We start from the raw sequence: 16,456 nt of genomic DNA, 5'->3' as shown, positions 1-16,456 counted from the left end.
ATTAAGAGTGGGGACATCTCAAAGCGATTCGTCGGAAACGGCTTCAAGCAACCTGAGCTGCTCATCATACATCCCCGATAACAACAACTCACCCTCTTCTGACACCCTGAACTGACCAAAACGCGCATTATCATAAATATCTGCATGGCCCTCCTGAAAGAAAAAAGCATTGGTTGCAAACTTGATGGCGTCGTCGCGAATCCGGTACTTAAGAAGCATTTCATCCTCGGATAACGCTTGCTCGTCTGCCTGGTTTGAAGCAAGCCGTTTAAATTGTCCGATCCGGTTTTGATCCAGGGTCACAACGACATAACCGTCTTGAGTCATTAACTCTTTCAGGTCACTGGGGGTTTCATCATTTTTGGACAAATGACGACGAATCTCCACGGCCACTTTAAAGTTGAGCGCCATGTAATCGCCTTGCATCAACGATCTGGGGTCGACAGGGGCCAACTCCAAATACACCATTCGACCATCACTTAACTGATGCTCTTTTTGAACTATGCTCCAGTTCAATAGGCCTAATGAAAAAACCAACGACAAGGTCGCTACTATTTTAGTCATTTGCAGCCCCTTCTTGAGCTGGATTCGAACCAAATTTACTATTTATTCCATGGCGAATAGCCAGCAACACGAGACCCAAACCACCCAAAATAAATGACTTATACAATAAGCTGACGTCCATGAAGTAATAATAAAATGATAAGTACGACAACAACGAGAGAACCCCCAGCCCCATCAATACCCGGTTGCTGTTGGCAAAACCTAAAACCAAAATCAATACGCCCAAGGTGATGCCCTGAGCTTCAACAGACACTATGCCCAACACTACGACAGAGGCAAACGCGGCATAGGCGACTGAATCCGTCATCTTATAATTGAGCCTTAATAACAAAGCCCGCGTGCAATACAGCAGTGCCAGACAAGCAACCAACTCACCAATCCAAAAAGGCAGCGAGAACATTTCCGGGTCATCGGCATACGGCCAATCAACATTTTGAAGACCAAACGCCCCGACACCTTTCAGGTGAATCAACCCCAAAATCAAACCATAACCAATGGCCCGAATTTTTTGCATATGTTCAATGTATTTGAACTCATTCAACCAAAGAAAAGCGACCCCAAACATGGAAACACCGGTCAGTAATGAAACAGCCCCAGACGAACCGATCATCGAAGTCATGACCGAAATACTCAACGAAAACACCACAAGATAAGCCGAGAAGATACGGTGCACCGTATTGGGCATTAATACAGTCAATATGACCTGAACCAAGGCTGCGTAAAACCAGGCAATACCCTTGTAGGAGTCCACCAGCTCAAAAATCGCATTGAGAACCAACAACTGGCCAGCAAGACTGACAGCAAGACCCAGGTGCTCCACAAATTCATTTTTAGGACTGTTCAAGATAGCAAACGCAATGGCAATCATGGCACACCCGGTTACCAGAGAAGCAATTGCATTCTCAATAAGAAATTCCAGCCCCACCGCCAGAAAACCCAACAAGAACAGAGCAGCAAGCCAGCCTGAAAAGGCCAACAAAACTTTCACGTACCAGGGCGACTCAGGAAATTCCATGACAGGCAGCTCACCTTTCACCAAGTCAGCCGCACTTAAGGTCTGCCAAACGGATTTCAGCGTTTTATTTGTCATTGTCCAGCCCTCCTTCACCGTTTTCAGCGACCAACCACTCCCGGTGCACATTACGCAACCAAAGTGCCGAACCAGACCCCAACCCGATGATAATGAACGACATCAACAAAAAACTGGCGGCTGTGTCACGAGTAAATACATACTCAATCATCAATGCCACAACAACGATAGTGCCCGACAAGCAGCTACCCGCCAACATGAACAAATCCGGTCGATAAATCCGGTAAGCGTAATACATAACGGCCACCCAAAGACACCAAACAACGGCGACCAACCACTCAAACTGACTGGTTGTAGCTATCGCATCCACCGCCATCAAGGTAACGGACACGCCACAGCCCGTGGCAATCAGCCGAACGGCCCAGCGCGCATTCAGCCATTCCAGCTTATTGCTCGCCAGCTCCCAAACCACCATAACCGCCAGATTAAAAGCAAACACACTGAACCAGAGATAGAAATCATCGAAAACTGACCACAACAAGCTTCGCATTGATTCAAAGTACAAGACGATCGACAAATTAACTAAAGAACACCACAACACCCAGAGTGCAGGAAAACGCCCCACCAAAGCCCAGAGCAGCATCAGTAAAGCCCAATTGAAAAACAACTCCCAAGGGTCTGCGCCTGTTTGATAGGTTTGACCAAACAACGCCATCAACACGCCGAGTAAAATGGCACAAACAAACAGAGCGCTTTGCCCCACCCGGTTGTGTAACGGCTGTTTCAAAAAAACCAACATGGCAACCACCATGGACGCTTCAACCAATGCAAACTTGGAAAAACGATCAAGCTCACTCCAGTTATAGGCAATAAAAAACATCACAGAAAACGCCAGCGCTAGACTGCCCAGCCACAACAGAAAGAGATCAATAAACGAACGCCAGGCCAGCTTAGAGGGAAAAACCGACAATTCAGCAATGGCACCATCCACGTGCTCAGGTGAAACCTTGCCTTGCTCGATTAATTCAATGAGGGTAGATCGCGTATCTTCCATAATTAAAGGATCGTCTCTTTCCAAAGAGTGAATAACAGCTCGTAATAAAACATCAGACTATTTGAGTTTATCACTCAAACAAAGGGTTTTCGTGGTATATGGTTTTTTTACCAATGAATCGTTCGTAGAAGTTTTTATGCGCCTGAAATGAAAACTCATCGTCACGCTCGTGATATTGTTCAATCCACTCCAATAACATGGATAAATTTTTATCCTGATCCGCCGGAGATGGGTACTTATGAGGTTCCCAGGGGCGCTGTCTGGCATTCTCTTTACAAAGAATCACATCCAGATTCATAAACACGATTTCAGTAGCCTCTTCTACTAATAAAGACAGTAAATCAGTGTAACAGCCCTCAATCACCCATCTCGGGTTGGCTTGTATAAACGATTTGATCTCAGACTGAGAAACGGAAATCGGCGCTCGCTGAGTCGGAGACTCTTTTTGCCACGCCAGTGAGTCCAAATCTAAGTGCGCTAAACCATTTGTGTCCTTCAGCCGTTTCGCATAAGTGGATTTACCCGAACCAGAATTACCAAACACCAGTACCCTTTGCATACGTTCTCCTTAACGCTGATCAAAGTCGTTAACTCCGGCAGAGTCTTTAACCCGAGCAATGTCTACATCCTTAATAAATTTACTCTTTGCCTGAATATTATTGAGCATAGCCAACAGCAACACCAGTATTGGCAAATTCTTTGTTAAAGGGCCAAACGGGTGCAGCCAGAAGGAAGCATCAACAATACTCAACAACACTGTATACACTACAATTACCGCACCCTGAAACACAATACAAAACACTAACCCCCGACCGAGCAACAACCAAAGTCCGATCAAAACATCCAGTACACTGCCGCTGTACACCAATGTATCTGCTAATACTCCGGTAATTCCTGCTTTAAGAAGTACGTGATAACCAATATCCGGTGAAAAATATACCGATGTCAGCCCGGTAAAAATCCACAAAAAAGACAACGACCATCGAGCTAAATTGAACCAATCAGCCATATTTATCCTTGCAAGAGCGCCCTACTGTGCAGCCACCGGTTCAGGTTTAAACTACAGAAAAAGGCTTAAATACCATCAACCAAAAAATCAGCAAAATTGCTATAAATGCAAAAACTCCGAGCACAGTCCAATACTTCATTAACTTTTTAAAAGCAGATAAATCTCCGTTGGTTTCTTCCGCTTTAGAAGCCAAATCAAACAACAAATACTGAATTCGTAATACAGGCAACCAACATGCGCCGATGAATACAATCAGAGAAATTACCCAATAAAACCATTCCGACTGAAAGGAGTACCCCAACAAGTACATCAAATATAGGCCCGTCGTTATTTGTGTAATAACCGCCGGTGTAGTGAATAGCCAATCAGCCAGAATCACGTGTCTCGCCGTTACCTTAATGGCCTGTAAATTATTTGAAATATTGGCCATAAACATAAAAAAAGCGATGCCCGCGCCCGTCCCCGTTACAACTACCGCAGCCAGAATATGAATCAGTTTCAACCAAAGATAACTATCCAACAATCACTTCCTCGAAGTACAACTTAAGTTCATCCGCGTATGGCATAAATTCCTCCAGAAAGTACAAGCCCAAACAAGGTTTCGCCCCGGTCTCATTCATTTCTTCATTTAACAGTTTCTTAGCAATGATGATGGTCGATAATGTCGGAATGTATGGCCCAACGCCGTCTTCCGCAAATAAGGTCCACTGAACCGACTTCAACTCACCGCTGTTACTAGTGCCATTAATATCGATCTTCATGCCTCCCTGATCAGTACCAAAAGGCAAAAACAAATTACTGGTTGCGACGATTAATTTCGTCAAAGGCGACCAATTCTTCACGAGCTTCTTTTTGACCAGATACGCCATACCCACCATGGTCAGGTGTAATACTGACAGCTCTAACCCAGCCTGAAACCTAACTTCTTTGTTCACCGAATATCGGGATTGAAACAGTTCTAAATCAGGCACATCCACATTAGCTAACCATCGCTTTCCTAATACACCACCGAAATCCACTTTTCTGGCGTTCATCCAACCGTAAATGTCCTGCCACTTGCCCTGAGAGAACACGCTAAAACGCTTACCGGTATAAGACAAAATTGCCCTTACTGTGGCTTCTCCCCGTTCCGCTTGGTTTCCCGGCGCAATGGCAATATCGAGAGACTCTATTGATTGAAATTGATCACGATAATGATCCACTACCACCGATGAAAGACCGGGCACAGAACTGGCACCGCTGATCAACAACACAGAATTCGCTTTAGCCAAATCATCCAACTGCTCAATATCACAAACGAAACGACGATCATCCGCCAAGTCAATATAATGGGCTTTGGCCTGAATACAGGCGCTGGGAACACGATAATCCTGGCCTTGAAACGGGCCACAGGTATGAATAACGATATCAGGAGATAACTGAATGAGCTGACTTTCAAAATCGGCAGCTAATATATCCAGCCGAACAGCCTCAAGAGCCGCCTTGGCTGAAGGTTGAAGCATCTGAACTAACGACTCTGCTTTCTTTAGATTTCGGCCAGCCACCAATAACCGGGCTTGCGCTTGCGAACATAAACTTTCAGTAATTCGTTTCCCGAAGTTGCCATAACCGCCCAAAATCAGCACTGTTTTGTTCGTTGACTTACCCACTGAGTTGCCCTCTGAGTTAAACACTCCATGTTCATCACAAACAGATTAACAACAAATACCAACAGATCAATCAGAATGTCACGGTAGACCCCAAAGCTAACGCAAACTCATCATCTGCAATGCCATTCTCAGAGTTATAAACGGAAGGCTTCACATTATGACGGCCAAAAACATTTTGAAAGTTCATAAACAGTTTTAAGTGGGCACTGTATTGATGAGCCAAATGCAAGTCTGTGCGCCAATAATCTTTCACTCGTTCGGGCCTCTGCAATTCTCCGCCAACGCTCAGGTAGTCCGACTCATATTGCTGAAACTGCAACCGTTGATTTAAAAAGGCCGTAAAACCGTAATCGTGCCAATGATAACCCACACCCAAATTCGCTATGACTTTGGGGAAAGCCACATAATCAATGTTTTTGTTTTTATTTTCACTCTCCACATACGACGCGCTGCTTTGAACCACCCAAGTATCGGTAATGTAATTCGCAGAGACCTCCAGGCCCTTAGATTCGTTTTTACCAGTGTTCCGATAAATGGCAAACCCTGGAGGTAGCGCAGGATCACCAGATAAAGTAATCGCTTCATCCCAACTGCTGTGGAATAAAACCACCTCAGCCTGCCAGGCACCTTTTAAATACTGAGTCACCAATTCGTAGGTATCGATCTCTTCAGGCTCTAGGCTCTTATTCCCTACAACGGTAGCAACGCCAAACAACTCCAACGCCATTGGTGCCCGAAATGCGTTTCCGTACAACGCCTTATGTGACCAATGGTTATTTTGACGATAAATAAAGCCTAAACGGGGAGAGATATGACTCCCGACGTCTGAGTAATCATCAAAACGAGCGCCATAAACAAAATTATACTTTCCTTCTCTAAAAGAAGTCCTAGCCTGAAAAAGCAAATGGTTAATGTCTCTTTGCTTGCCTGAATACGCAGGTTCAGAATAAGTACCCTCCCAAACAGCCGACGTAGAAGCACGCTCAATGGATGCATTGCCAATTTTGGAGAGTCTTCGCCCTAGCGACACCACCCATTGGGTGTTTAACGCCTCGTTCTTTTGTTTAAACTCCAGCTCTGACTGATAGTGTTTTTCCTCGGTATTCTGAATGGCTATATGACCAGGCAGTCCGAGCAAACATTCCGCTCCTGGGTCACTGAATCCTGGTGCACAAAACGCATCAAATCTTGAATTATCAAACCGCCATTGCTGCCGGTTTTTCCAAAAGGAAGTCTTTACAGCCACGTCCACCCCATAGCCAAATCGCTTCGATAATTCTGCACGATACATTTGAAATGTCGCGCTACCATCACTGGTTTCTTTATCTAGCTGAAACGTGTTACCTGAAAAAAAGTGCGTCCCCGAACCAACCATGCCTGAAGCATCGTAATCATAGAGATATAGCCCGGCATCAAATAACCACTCATCTTCATCGCCGTATTGATAGTTACCCGAAAAACTGTAGTTGTCATAACTCAAAGCTCTGCCGGACGTTTGTTTAAGAGAGGTGCCTGGCACTGTATAGTCATAACTCAAATCCTGAGAGCCTTGAGCTCGCACATCCATCGCTAAATTTAATCGGTGTAAACCCGACGTCTGTGATAACTGACCATCCACACGCGCATAATCACTGCTGTCCACTTCCGAAGAAAAAGACAATTCATCGTGGTCAGAGCGATACGTATTGTAAGAAAGCACTCCGTGAAAGGCATCACTGCCATACAGTGTACTGCCCGGCCCTCGTATCACCTCAATACGGTTTAATGTTCCTAAGCCCAGATTAGCTTTATCGTATTGTCCGCTGCCGTAACTGAAGGTATTCACCGGTACACCATCAATCAAGGTAGCAACACCCCGAACACTTAACTCAGTTGCATAGCCCCGAATGGCAATGGCATCGGCACCACCCCAGGTTGAATACGTGGCCACGCCTGGCAGCATATCCAATATTTTGGTATTTCGTTTTACCCCCCGTCTCTCCCAATCTGAGCGAGTAATCAGAGAGACACTCGATGCTGCGTCCAAAGCGGATTCCTCAAAACCAGAAGCCACCGTAACTTTCATTTCTCTAAGTTCCTGCAAAGGTAGTTCAAAAAAATCATTTTCATCGCAGAATACTGACGAAATACAACCAAACTGAAACATGAAAAAAAGCGGAAAAGAAAAATAATGTGAAACTTTTGAGGTGGGCAAACGCATGTACTTTTCCGAAGTTAAAACCGAATGAATCATCTAAAAAATTAGTCAGGAAAGGCCACATATTCCAGCAAGTCGACGAAAAGAACCGCCATCTTTCTTAGAAAGAACGTAAATTAATACAACCGAAAAATAGTAGCAGGCCAAAACAGGCGCCCATTCTAAATCAAAAGCCTGATTCTAAGTACCGTCAAAACGAATACAACATTAAATAAATCAATAAGCTACAAGTAACCACCCTAACCGGCCACCCAAAAAGTGACTCCCCCAATAGCCTAACAAAGCGGTTAAACAGCTAAATAAGATCGATTCCTATTGACTCTTTTGTTAGTTACTGGCACTGTCACCCGTCGATGAAAACAACCCCAGATAAAGACTTATAAAAACACGCCAAAAACTGTTTTCATTGTCACAAATTATAAAAAGTGACGCTTGATAGAGAAGTTATAACGAACATATTCCTTAGGATTTGAGAACTGAGTAGCCAGCACACAAGACCGGATACAGATGGAAACAAGATAAGAAATCAGCACTTACTCGTCTACATTCTGTAAAATGAAAATTAACCAACTGAAAACAGTTGCGCATGTTTACGCCTGCCAGTGAGCCAACTCATTATTCTTTCAAATCCTAAGCAACGTGTATTGAAAACTGATCATCACTAAAAACCTGCCTTCGAGAGAGGAAGCAGAGAATACACAGTGATGGCTTGCTATTAAGTGAAGCTAACATAATGACTAACTCTATACCTGCACTGAACCCGGCTACCCAAGCGCCACTCAGAATTAATACCTTTGATTTGGCCCGTGGCCTGGCTGTAATTTTCATGATCATGATTCACGTATTGAACTTCTACGGCACAAGTGAAGTTCAATCGGGCACTTTCGGAACAACCCTTCAAACACTGGTGGATTGGCCATCCGCCTCAGTATTTGTATTCATCATGGGCATATTGATTCCTTTATCGGGTAAAAACAGCTTATCTGTCGGGCTTTACAGAGCGGTAAAGCTGTTTGCATTAGGCTACCTTTTAAACCTTACCCGCAGCTCAATTCCCATGTGGTTATCCATCCAGATGGGACTGGTTTCATACGAAGACCTCGGCGGTTACACCCCAACCAGTGAGTTCTTTGTAGGCGATATATTCCAATTTGCAGGGCTAACTTACGCTGTCTGTACTTTGCTCCGTTACTATATTTCGGATGTCAGAATCTGGTTAGCAACGGCAGCAGCAGTTATCTTTGTATCCCCGTTAGTATGGGATACCAGCGCGCACTGGGGCGCCAGCAACGAGTTCTTTAAACTGTTATGGGGCGATCAAAGCCAAGGGGCGGTATTCCCATTATTTCCCTGGTTAGCTTATTGCATTGGCGGAATGGTACTTGGCCAATGGTTTAAAGAAACGGATAACCACCCACAATTTTTTAAAAAAACGCTCTTTGCCGGCCTAACGTTAATTACTTTCGGTTCCGCCCTGCTCTTTTCCAACCCGGAATTCCATGCCCCTCACCATTTACGAGGTGGGCCAGGTTTAATTACCACCATTACCGGCTTTGTCTTAGTCTGGTTGTGTTTCTGCCGACAACTCGTTGAACGTATTAAGCCTAATCGTGCCTTCGAATTATTCTATCTTTGGGGTAAAAATGTCACGCCAATCTACATCATCCACTGGTTAATCATCGGCTGGGGGCACATGTTGGTCGGCTCTCAAACGCTGGAGACAGGCAGTACGCTGTTTTCAATGGCCCTCATCATTCTGATGTCGCACTTAATTCTTAAAATATGGCTGAAAATATCGAGCAAGAATACAACCGACGAACCAACATCAACAGCGCAGCCAGCAACTTAATTACTGTGATTTAAAGCGATTAACTCGGATGAGATAACTTCCCAATATTGACTGAAGACTGGCTCAATCAATATTGGGGCCAAAAAATAAAACTTTGCATTCCATCCTAAACTAAGAGATCACACATCCCTTGTACAACTGCTTATAAGCCATGAATGCCCTCTTTGTTAAGTATCAGCGCGATTGACGAAACACCCACAACTGCCAAATCAAGAAAGTTAACAGTTTTTGTACGAGTTTTTCGCAAAAGAGCGCTTACTGTTTTGGCTCTTATACATTGCCTTGCTACAAGCCATATACCATAATTAGGTACATCTAGGTATATTCAGGTAATACGATGAGCAAAAATACGAGCATAACACTTGGCCAACATTTCGATGGTTTTATATCCCAACAAATTGCAGAAGGACGCTTCGCATCAGCAAGTGAGGTTGTCCGAGCTGGCTTGCGCTTACTTGAAGATAATGAAAATAAAATTGCCGTTCTTCGAAAGATGCTTGATGAAGGGGAGCGAAGCGGTCGTACCGAATACAACTATGATGACTTAATGAATGAAATTGATGAAGAACTTGGGTAATGAGTTCATTTACTTTAACTCGTATTGCCAAAGAAGATTTAAAATCAATTGCGATATTCACACAGAAACGATGGGGAAAAAATCAACGCATAATTTATATTAAACAAATTGATGACACCTTTCATTTGCTCGCCGAACAGCCGAATACAGGGACGGCTTGTGATTACATAAAACCAGGCTATAGAAAGTTCCCAAGCTCCAACCACATCATTTACTACCGAGAAATAACAGCCAACAATATAGAAGTAGTTCGTATTTTACACAAACGAATGGACGCCCATTCGAACATTACCGCTTAATTTCTATTGATCTGTTGTCCTACCCAATTCAATATAATTTCTGTCTCATAAAATACCTAAAGTACAAACCTAAGCAGAGATCCAAGCCATAATATGCTCATCAAAGAGCGCCTCCGAGCCAACCCTTGAAAAATAATTCCTAAGCGTACCTTCAATTTCAAAATCAAGAATTTTCTTAACCACGATTATTCGGTGAAACCGATTCATCCGAATAAATTTCGTAGAGGTTATCGATATCTGTCGATTTTGCTCTTCTCATTCCAACCACTCAAAAACTTAATCTAATTTTTCTTCACCGCATTAGCAGACAACGCCGCCAACACCTTAGAAATCTTCTTGATGACAGCATCACAGCCTTTCAGTTGATGGCGCTGTTTGAGATAGGAAGGATCATTATACGAAAGCCGTACTTGGTTACTTTCATCTTTATAAATCAGCACTTTTTGAGGTAAGTCGATGGCAATGGATTGGGAGCATTGCATCAGAGGCGTTCCCACTTTTGGATTTCCAAAAATAAGCAACTGAGTAGGCCTGAGAGTGTGGCCTGCAACTTCAGCATTTTTGGCGTGGTCAATACGATTAAAAAGCGTTAAACCTTTTTTCTGAATGATGGATTCAAAACGGTCGGCAGTCTCTTCCACACTGTAATCGCTTTTCAGGGTAACAATGCCATCAGTGGCTTTTTCATCAGCCGCCCACGTTACACTGCTCAACAATAGCGAAATCACTATAGATATAATTTTCATACGATCCCTTTATGAATAATGAAGGCCTACCCATTTCATCATCAACCGGGAGTAAATAGCAACATGCCAGGTTACCCAGATATAACTTTCTTCTCTTCTTCTTTTTCTCCCCAACAGTTCATGATTTCGAGTACTTTAGGCATCATTTTTTTAAATAATGGAATCAATTCAGGATCAAAGTGGGACCCCGTCGACTCTGTCAAACAGTCGAGCGCTTTTTCCACCGTCCAAGCCTTTTTATAGGGGCGTTCTGTTGTCAAGGCATCAAATACATCTGCTACGGCAACGATGCGCCCGACCAAAGGAATGTCTTCACCCGCGAGTTGATTAGGGTAACCGGAGCCATCCCACTTTTCATGATGCGTCAAAGCGATTTCTCTGGCCATCGCCAATAACGGCGAGTCATGATCTCCTATAATATCAGCACCGATCTGTGGGTGCTGATACATAATGGCCCACTCCTCGTCTGTTAATTTTCCAGGCTTGAGTAAGATATGATCCGGAACACCAATCTTACCCACATCATGCATTGGGGAAGCATGAAGTAGCAGATCCAGTTCATACTCGGTTAAACCCAGTAACCGGCCTAATTCAACAGAATAATGACTCATTCGAATCACATGCAAACCCGTTTCATTATCTTTATATTCTGCGGCACGCCCTAAGCGATGTACGATTTGAAGTTGAGTCTTTTCTAACTCACTCACTCGAACTAAAGATAAGTGAGTCTCTACCCTTGCCCGGACAATCGACGGACTGATGGGTTTGGTAATATAGTCCACTGCACCAACTCCAAACCCTTTAAATTCATTTTCTACCTCAGACATGGCCGTGACAAAAATGATCGGAATATTCTGGGTTTCCGGCATGGATTTCAGCCGCCTACACACCTCAAACCCATCCATGTCTGGCATCATTACATCGAGTAAGATCAGGTTGGGCTGTCGATCCACCGCCAGTTTAATTGCTTTCTCACCATTCGTTGCAAACATCAACTGATATTCATCACTCAGGACCTGCTTCAATACCTGAAGATTGTTTGGCTGATCATCAACGAGAAGTATTTTGGGGTTGCCATTGACCCGGTTCATCACGCTCTCCCTCTTCCACTGCGGAAAGAATATTTGCTAACAACGCGTACGCGGTTTCAAAATCAAAATCGTCGATCGCCTGAGCCAGAAAATCCAGTTGATCCTGAGGTATGCCCCGATGTTTATACTGCAAAGCCAAGATCTTTAAATGGTTCTCATCCAGCTCTCCGCCCTGCAATTGCATCATGACTGACTGGCTCATATCCACGAGCTCTGACAGAGGTAAAAGATCAACTGCGCTTGTCTCTTTGCGAATCGTCACCTCCTGTCCAAGGTGATCAATTGCAACCAATGTCGATTTAAAACTTTTTTGTACCGAATCCAACTTTTCCTTAAGCGGCTTTATTCCTTGGTGTTTCAAGGTCTCCGAAACTTGCTCCAAGGTTTCATAAAGTAAAACCAAAGCCAAATTTCCCGTTACGCCCCGCATGGAATGCAGTAATTGTCTTAATTCATGCTCTTGATTTCCCAAAACAAAGGTTTCAAATTCATGAAAAGTGTCTACATGTTTCTCGCTGAATTTTTTGAGGTTAATCACAAAAGTATCGATATCCCCCCAGGTGTCTATACCCACCTTATAGTTAATCAAAGGCGTATCTGAGATTTCTTCTACATTTAACAGATTAGAATCTGACGGCTCTGGCACTTGAAATTTTTGACTGAGAACATTGGCCATTTCCTGAAATAAATCATTGAAAACAATGGGTTTTTAACAAAACCATCCATCCCGGCCTCATGGCAAGCATGTCGATCTTCATGCATAACACTGGCAGTTAAAGCAATGATAGGGATAGTTTTACCTTGCTCTAAACTGCGAATGCATCTCGTTGCCTCCAAACCGTCCATTTCTGGCATTTGAACGTCCATCAATACCAAATCAAAGGTTTGCTGCTTTACAATTTCTACAGCCTGTAAACCATTCATAACATGCGTCATAACATGCCCTAAGGTCTCAAGTCGGATACGAAGCAAATCAGCGTTTTGCTGCATGTCTTCGGCCACCAAAATATTAAGGGAATCAGAGGAGCGCCATTTGGCTAAATTGAATTCGTGCTCTTCTACATGTTCTGGGTCATCCGTTGACTCCATACGTATCGTAAAGTAGAACGAGCTGCCAACCCCTTCTTCGCTTTCGACCCAGATCTTACCGTCCATTAACTCCACAAGCTGCTTCGAAATAGTCGTTCCCAGGCCGGTTCCTCCATACTTTCTGTTCGTCGAGGAATCGGCTTGGTTAAAGCTATCAAAAATATGGTTTACCTTGGCTTTGGGGATTCCGATTCCGGTGTCTCTTACTAAAAACTTAAGCTCACCCGTCTCTAAAACATCTACAGCAACGGTGATCGATCCGACTTCAGTGAACTTAATCGCATTGCCAATCAGGTTCATTAGTATTTGGTTCAAGCGTAAAGAATCTCCAAGAACATACTGAGGAACGGCATCCGAGAGTCGTTGTATCACCTGTAGATTTTTTTCTTTTGCTTTGAACTCAAGCGTTTTCACCACATGACTGACCACTTTATTTACCGATAATGGCAGCCGCTCCAGCTCCAGCTTACCTTCCTCCATTTTTGCTACATCCAGAATCTCATTCAGCAGATTATGTAAATCTCTGGCAGACTGGCGGACAGTAGTTAAATGCTTACGAAGTTCATCAGGTAAATCATGCTCCAGCACCACATCAACAAACCCAATAATGGCATTCATTGGTGTCCGAATCTCGTGACTCATATTCGCTAAAAACATGCTCTTTGATCGATTGGCTTCTTCCGCCTTGTTCCTCATTGAAATGAGTTCTTGTTCCGTTTTCTTTCTGACTCCAATTTCTTCTTCCAGGGACAGGTTAAGTGAAATAATGGATTCCTGTTTGGAGAGTTCAGTGAGCATGTCATTCAAATTATCGGTTAACCGACCAATTTCATCGTCACTGTGTTTCACCGCCCGCGCTTCAAAGTTCTTAGAAGAACACACTTCGGTCGCCCATTCAGACAATGACCGAACCGGTAATGTAACGTGTTTTTTCAACCAATAAGACGTCAGATAAGCAAAGCCGGAAATAGCGACTAATAGCCCAAACATCACATAAACCAGGCTTACCCAAAAGTCGGTTAAGGCTATCAACTGAGATTTCATGACCAAGGTGCCCAGTGCTTTCTCATTCACCATGATAGGTTGGCTGGCATAAAAATATGGACTTTCATACCAAACATCGGACGTAACTCTTTTCAGTGGCAAAGGGGGCAAGCCTGTTGGGTAAACAGTAAAAACTTCGTCATTTCTGTAAACCGTTGCAGACAAAACATTCGGATTACTTTCAAGTGCCGACAACACCCGATTGGCCGACGCAGGATCGTTAAATGTCACTGCAGCCTGGCTGTTTCCAGCCAATACACTCGCTAAAATTCTCAGTTCATTTAAGGTACTGTTATGGAACTGGCGGTGGGCAGACCATGCAAAAGTAATCCCGGTAACAAGAATGACCATGACCGAAAACAATGACACACTGTATTGGATTTTTTGACGAATCGATAACTGAAACCAGCGCTTGAAATATTCGCCATTTGTTATTTTCATGAGTCCTCCACGCCCAAAGATAAAAGCTGGGCAGCTACTTTAAATTGCGTATGGCCAGCTAACTCACTATTAATACGAAACCGCACGCTGTCGTTCTCAATAAACAATTCAATAAACCCTCCCATGCCAGTAAAGCTCTGAAATTCCCCTATGGTTAACACCTTTGTGGTATCAATATCTGCCAAAACCCGCTGTGCAAACGACTTCTCTGTTCCAACAATATAAACCACCTGACAACCACTCACTTTTTCCCGACTGCTGTATCGAGTGATCGTGCTCATGCGTATAACCCCTTGCGGTGTAGTCTCACCTTCCAAAGCATCAATCGATGTACCAAAGCGATTCTCACCCACAATGCATACCTTTAACTGCGGTGCATCGTCATTCGGGTCGCCAACCAACTGAACAAACTGCAAGAAATTATAGAGATACGAAGCCTTAATCTGATAAACAATCTCTGCACAATAGACAGGCATACATAGGGACAAAGCCATGAAAAAAACCGCAAATCGCTTCATGGCATAACCCACCTTACGGTCACACCGTATTCATCATCAACCGGGACACCAGATGTCCATTCCTCGTGACTGCCATCCCCAAGGTTTCTTCCTGTGAAATTCGCAGATAAAGTGTCCGTTAACGCCCAACGAAGAGAAATATCCGCCACCAGATAATTATCAATATTGTTTGTCCTGAGAGAGTCCACATAACGAAGATACGAATTAAATTGCAGAGCTGAGTTGATGTCGTACATCGAGACCAGCTGCATCATATTCTGAGGCAAGTTTCCTTCGTGACTTTTAGCAGTGGTGTTATCCGAACTGTCTGCGTCTGATTCTAAATCCATTTCTGCATGCGAATAGTTCACGCGTAACAACCATTCTTTGATAGGCTGAAAACTGGTGCTTATTTCAACACCACGGGTTCTACCCGACAGTTTGTTCATTAACCCATCTGGTTCGATCGACAAAAGGTCATCGTATTCCGAATGGTATAAAGAAATATCAGACTGCCAAAACTCAGACCAACGTTTTCGCCACCCCAGCTCATAAACCGCAGCGGTCTCCGAATCAAACTGATCGCCACTTAACGAGGGGAAAGTAATATCGGTTTCTAACCGGGTGGGTACCCGAACCGCTTTAGACCATGACCCCCAAATTAACGAGTCCCACACATAATATGAGAGCCGCACATTGGGCTGCCATTCACTTCCGGTATAATCGTTGTATTCGTACTTAGTTCCGATAATGAAGTGCAAATCTTTATTCAGAAATGTAAAGTCATTTTGAAAAAAGCCATTGAAGGTCTCATCCGTGCGATGTTCCGGCGAAATAAAAAAAGAATCAACATCATCCCTGACTCTTCGATAACCAGTACCTACCACCAGCTCACTGTATTTCCAGTTTTGTTGTACCTGATATGACAGATCGAGGGTGTTACGATAATCTTCAAGGCTTGGCACTTTCAGATCCGTTGCGTCATAAAACGCCTGAAATTCATGACGTCGTTTTTCCGTTTCATTAAACGACCAATTCATTAAAACATTCCCACCATGATATTCTTGCCCCGAAGGCTGATCCGAAGTGGATAAAGACCCTATTTCTCCTCGAAAAATATTCCCTTGAAACGTTAGTTGATTGTCACGCTTAAAGTTATGATCAAACCGAAACCCTGCTTGTTTATGTTCCCCGTCATCATTCTTGTAGGCCCCACCGGTTTCGCCTGTTGTGCGCTGTTTTGCGTAAAACCTCAAGTGCGAATCGGGAGTAAGCTGCCAACCTTGCCTGGCTTGTAAGATGGAGTTTTGTTCAGAGGAA

17 protein-coding genes are annotated in these 16,456 nt (G+C 43.8%); 3 read left to right on the top strand and 14 right to left on the bottom strand.

Annotated features, from left to right (window positions below):
* Window positions 1-18: 18 nt before the first annotated feature.
* The 8 genes from ABD744_RS04625 to ABD744_RS04590 all read right to left on the bottom strand — a co-directional run bounded on the left by ABD744_RS04625 (window position 19) and on the right by ABD744_RS04590 (window position 7,371).
* Window positions 19-564 (bottom strand): GDYXXLXY domain-containing protein, encoded by a 546-nt coding sequence (locus tag ABD744_RS04625; RefSeq protein ID WP_344795932.1) that lies wholly within the window; start codon window positions 562-564, stop codon window positions 19-21.
* On the bottom strand, window positions 557-1,654 hold the full coding sequence (locus ABD744_RS04620) for a DUF4401 domain-containing protein (RefSeq protein WP_344795930.1): 1,098 nt from the start codon (window positions 1,652-1,654) through the stop codon (window positions 557-559). Before ABD744_RS04620 ends, ABD744_RS04625 begins: the two co-directional genes overlap by 8 nt.
* Window positions 1,644-2,648, bottom strand: a complete 1,005-nt coding sequence (locus ABD744_RS04615) for a DUF2157 domain-containing protein (RefSeq protein WP_344795928.1) — start codon at window positions 2,646-2,648, stop codon at window positions 1,644-1,646. Before ABD744_RS04615 ends, ABD744_RS04620 begins: the two co-directional genes overlap by 11 nt.
* A 70-nt stretch (window positions 2,649-2,718) precedes the next feature.
* Window positions 2,719-3,207, bottom strand: coding sequence for a P-loop NTPase family protein (locus ABD744_RS04610; protein ID WP_344795926.1), 489 nt, complete (start codon window positions 3,205-3,207; stop codon window positions 2,719-2,721).
* Between the two features lie 9 nt (window positions 3,208-3,216).
* On the bottom strand, window positions 3,217-3,657 hold the full coding sequence (locus ABD744_RS04605; RefSeq protein WP_344795924.1) for a DoxX-like family protein: 441 nt from the start codon (window positions 3,655-3,657) through the stop codon (window positions 3,217-3,219).
* 46 nt (window positions 3,658-3,703) lie between these two features.
* Entirely contained in the window at window positions 3,704-4,177 is a 474-nt protein-coding gene (locus tag ABD744_RS04600) for a DUF2269 family protein (protein ID WP_344795922.1), read from the bottom strand.
* Window positions 4,170-5,306 carry a saccharopine dehydrogenase family protein gene (locus tag ABD744_RS04595; protein WP_344795919.1) on the bottom strand — a complete coding sequence of 379 codons (1,137 nt, stop codon included), beginning with the start codon at window positions 5,304-5,306 and terminating at the stop codon, window positions 4,170-4,172. The genes ABD744_RS04600 and ABD744_RS04595 overlap by 8 nt, the downstream gene beginning before the upstream one ends.
* 70 nt (window positions 5,307-5,376) lie before the next feature.
* Window positions 5,377-7,371, bottom strand: a complete 1,995-nt coding sequence (locus ABD744_RS04590) for a TonB-dependent receptor (protein ID WP_344795917.1) — start codon at window positions 7,369-7,371, stop codon at window positions 5,377-5,379.
* Between the two features lie 865 nt (window positions 7,372-8,236).
* Here ABD744_RS04590 and ABD744_RS04585 point away from each other — a divergent pair.
* The 3 genes from ABD744_RS04585 to ABD744_RS04575 all read left to right on the top strand — a co-directional run bounded on the left by ABD744_RS04585 (window position 8,237) and on the right by ABD744_RS04575 (window position 10,228).
* Complete coding sequence (locus ABD744_RS04585; protein ID WP_344795915.1) at window positions 8,237-9,352, top strand: heparan-alpha-glucosaminide N-acetyltransferase domain-containing protein; 1,116 nt, start codon at window positions 8,237-8,239, stop codon at window positions 9,350-9,352.
* A 337-nt stretch (window positions 9,353-9,689) separates the two neighbouring features.
* Window positions 9,690-9,929, top strand: coding sequence for a type II toxin-antitoxin system ParD family antitoxin (locus ABD744_RS04580; protein ID WP_344795913.1), 240 nt, complete (start codon window positions 9,690-9,692; stop codon window positions 9,927-9,929).
* Window positions 9,929-10,228, top strand: a complete 300-nt coding sequence (locus ABD744_RS04575) for a type II toxin-antitoxin system RelE/ParE family toxin (RefSeq protein ID WP_344795911.1) — start codon at window positions 9,929-9,931, stop codon at window positions 10,226-10,228. Before ABD744_RS04580 ends, ABD744_RS04575 begins: the two co-directional genes overlap by 1 nt.
* A 281-nt stretch (window positions 10,229-10,509) precedes the next feature.
* On the opposite strand, the gene ABD744_RS04570 is transcribed toward ABD744_RS04575, so the two are convergent.
* The 6 genes from ABD744_RS04570 to ABD744_RS04545 all read right to left on the bottom strand — a co-directional run bounded on the left by ABD744_RS04570 (window position 10,510) and on the right by ABD744_RS04545 (window position 16,437).
* On the bottom strand, window positions 10,510-10,974 hold the full coding sequence (locus ABD744_RS04570; RefSeq protein ID WP_344795909.1) for a DUF302 domain-containing protein: 465 nt from the start codon (window positions 10,972-10,974) through the stop codon (window positions 10,510-10,512).
* A gap of 71 nt (window positions 10,975-11,045) precedes the next feature.
* On the bottom strand, window positions 11,046-12,065 hold the full coding sequence (locus tag ABD744_RS04565; protein ID WP_344795907.1) for a response regulator: 1,020 nt from the start codon (window positions 12,063-12,065) through the stop codon (window positions 11,046-11,048).
* Window positions 12,025-12,654, bottom strand: coding sequence for a hypothetical protein (locus ABD744_RS04560; RefSeq protein WP_344795905.1), 630 nt, complete (start codon window positions 12,652-12,654; stop codon window positions 12,025-12,027). The genes ABD744_RS04565 and ABD744_RS04560 overlap by 41 nt, the downstream gene beginning before the upstream one ends.
* A gap of 26 nt (window positions 12,655-12,680) precedes the next feature.
* Complete coding sequence (locus tag ABD744_RS04555; RefSeq protein ID WP_344795903.1) at window positions 12,681-14,639, bottom strand: ATP-binding protein; 1,959 nt, start codon at window positions 14,637-14,639, stop codon at window positions 12,681-12,683.
* On the bottom strand, window positions 14,636-15,157 hold the full coding sequence (locus tag ABD744_RS04550; RefSeq protein ID WP_344795901.1) for a YfiR family protein: 522 nt from the start codon (window positions 15,155-15,157) through the stop codon (window positions 14,636-14,638). Before ABD744_RS04550 ends, ABD744_RS04555 begins: the two co-directional genes overlap by 4 nt.
* Window positions 15,154-16,437, bottom strand: a complete 1,284-nt coding sequence (locus ABD744_RS04545) for a TonB-dependent receptor plug domain-containing protein (protein ID WP_344797709.1) — start codon at window positions 16,435-16,437, stop codon at window positions 15,154-15,156. The genes ABD744_RS04550 and ABD744_RS04545 overlap by 4 nt, the downstream gene beginning before the upstream one ends.
* Window positions 16,438-16,456: the final 19 nt, after the last annotated feature.

This window comes from Litoribacillus peritrichatus (assembly GCF_039537985.1).
Classification (GTDB): domain Bacteria; phylum Pseudomonadota; class Gammaproteobacteria; order Pseudomonadales; family Litoribrevibacteraceae; genus Litoribacillus; species Litoribacillus peritrichatus.
The sequence above is the reverse complement of the archived record's forward strand: the minus strand, read 5'-3'. Positions and strand labels throughout refer to the sequence as shown.

What these genes read in the sequence shown, in the direction of transcription:
- ABD744_RS04625 (WP_344795932.1), bottom strand. Translation starts at nt 564, where the DNA reads ATGACTAAAATAGTAGCGACCTTGTCGTTGGTTTTTTCATTAGGCCTA.
- ABD744_RS04620 (WP_344795930.1), bottom strand. Translation starts at nt 1,654, where the DNA reads ATGACAAATAAAACGCTGAAATCCGTTTGGCAGACCTTAAGTGCGGCT.
- ABD744_RS04615 (WP_344795928.1), bottom strand. Translation starts at nt 2,648, where the DNA reads ATGGAAGATACGCGATCTACCCTCATTGAATTAATCGAGCAAGGCAAG.
- ABD744_RS04610 (WP_344795926.1), bottom strand. Translation starts at nt 3,207, where the DNA reads ATGCAAAGGGTACTGGTGTTTGGTAATTCTGGTTCGGGTAAATCCACT.
- ABD744_RS04605 (WP_344795924.1), bottom strand. Translation starts at nt 3,657, where the DNA reads ATGGCTGATTGGTTCAATTTAGCTCGATGGTCGTTGTCTTTTTTGTGG.
- ABD744_RS04590 (WP_344795917.1), bottom strand. Translation starts at nt 7,371, where the DNA reads ATGAAAGTTACGGTGGCTTCTGGTTTTGAGGAATCCGCTTTGGACGCA.
- ABD744_RS04585 (WP_344795915.1), top strand. Translation starts at nt 8,237, where the DNA reads ATGACTAACTCTATACCTGCACTGAACCCGGCTACCCAAGCGCCACTC.
- ABD744_RS04580 (WP_344795913.1), top strand. Translation starts at nt 9,690, where the DNA reads ATGAGCAAAAATACGAGCATAACACTTGGCCAACATTTCGATGGTTTT.
- ABD744_RS04575 (WP_344795911.1), top strand. Translation starts at nt 9,929, where the DNA reads ATGAGTTCATTTACTTTAACTCGTATTGCCAAAGAAGATTTAAAATCA.
- ABD744_RS04570 (WP_344795909.1), bottom strand. Translation starts at nt 10,974, where the DNA reads ATGAAAATTATATCTATAGTGATTTCGCTATTGTTGAGCAGTGTAACG.
- ABD744_RS04565 (WP_344795907.1), bottom strand. Translation starts at nt 12,065, where the DNA reads ATGAACCGGGTCAATGGCAACCCCAAAATACTTCTCGTTGATGATCAG.
- ABD744_RS04555 (WP_344795903.1), bottom strand. Translation starts at nt 14,639, where the DNA reads ATGAAAATAACAAATGGCGAATATTTCAAGCGCTGGTTTCAGTTATCG.
- ABD744_RS04550 (WP_344795901.1), bottom strand. Translation starts at nt 15,157, where the DNA reads ATGAAGCGATTTGCGGTTTTTTTCATGGCTTTGTCCCTATGTATGCCT.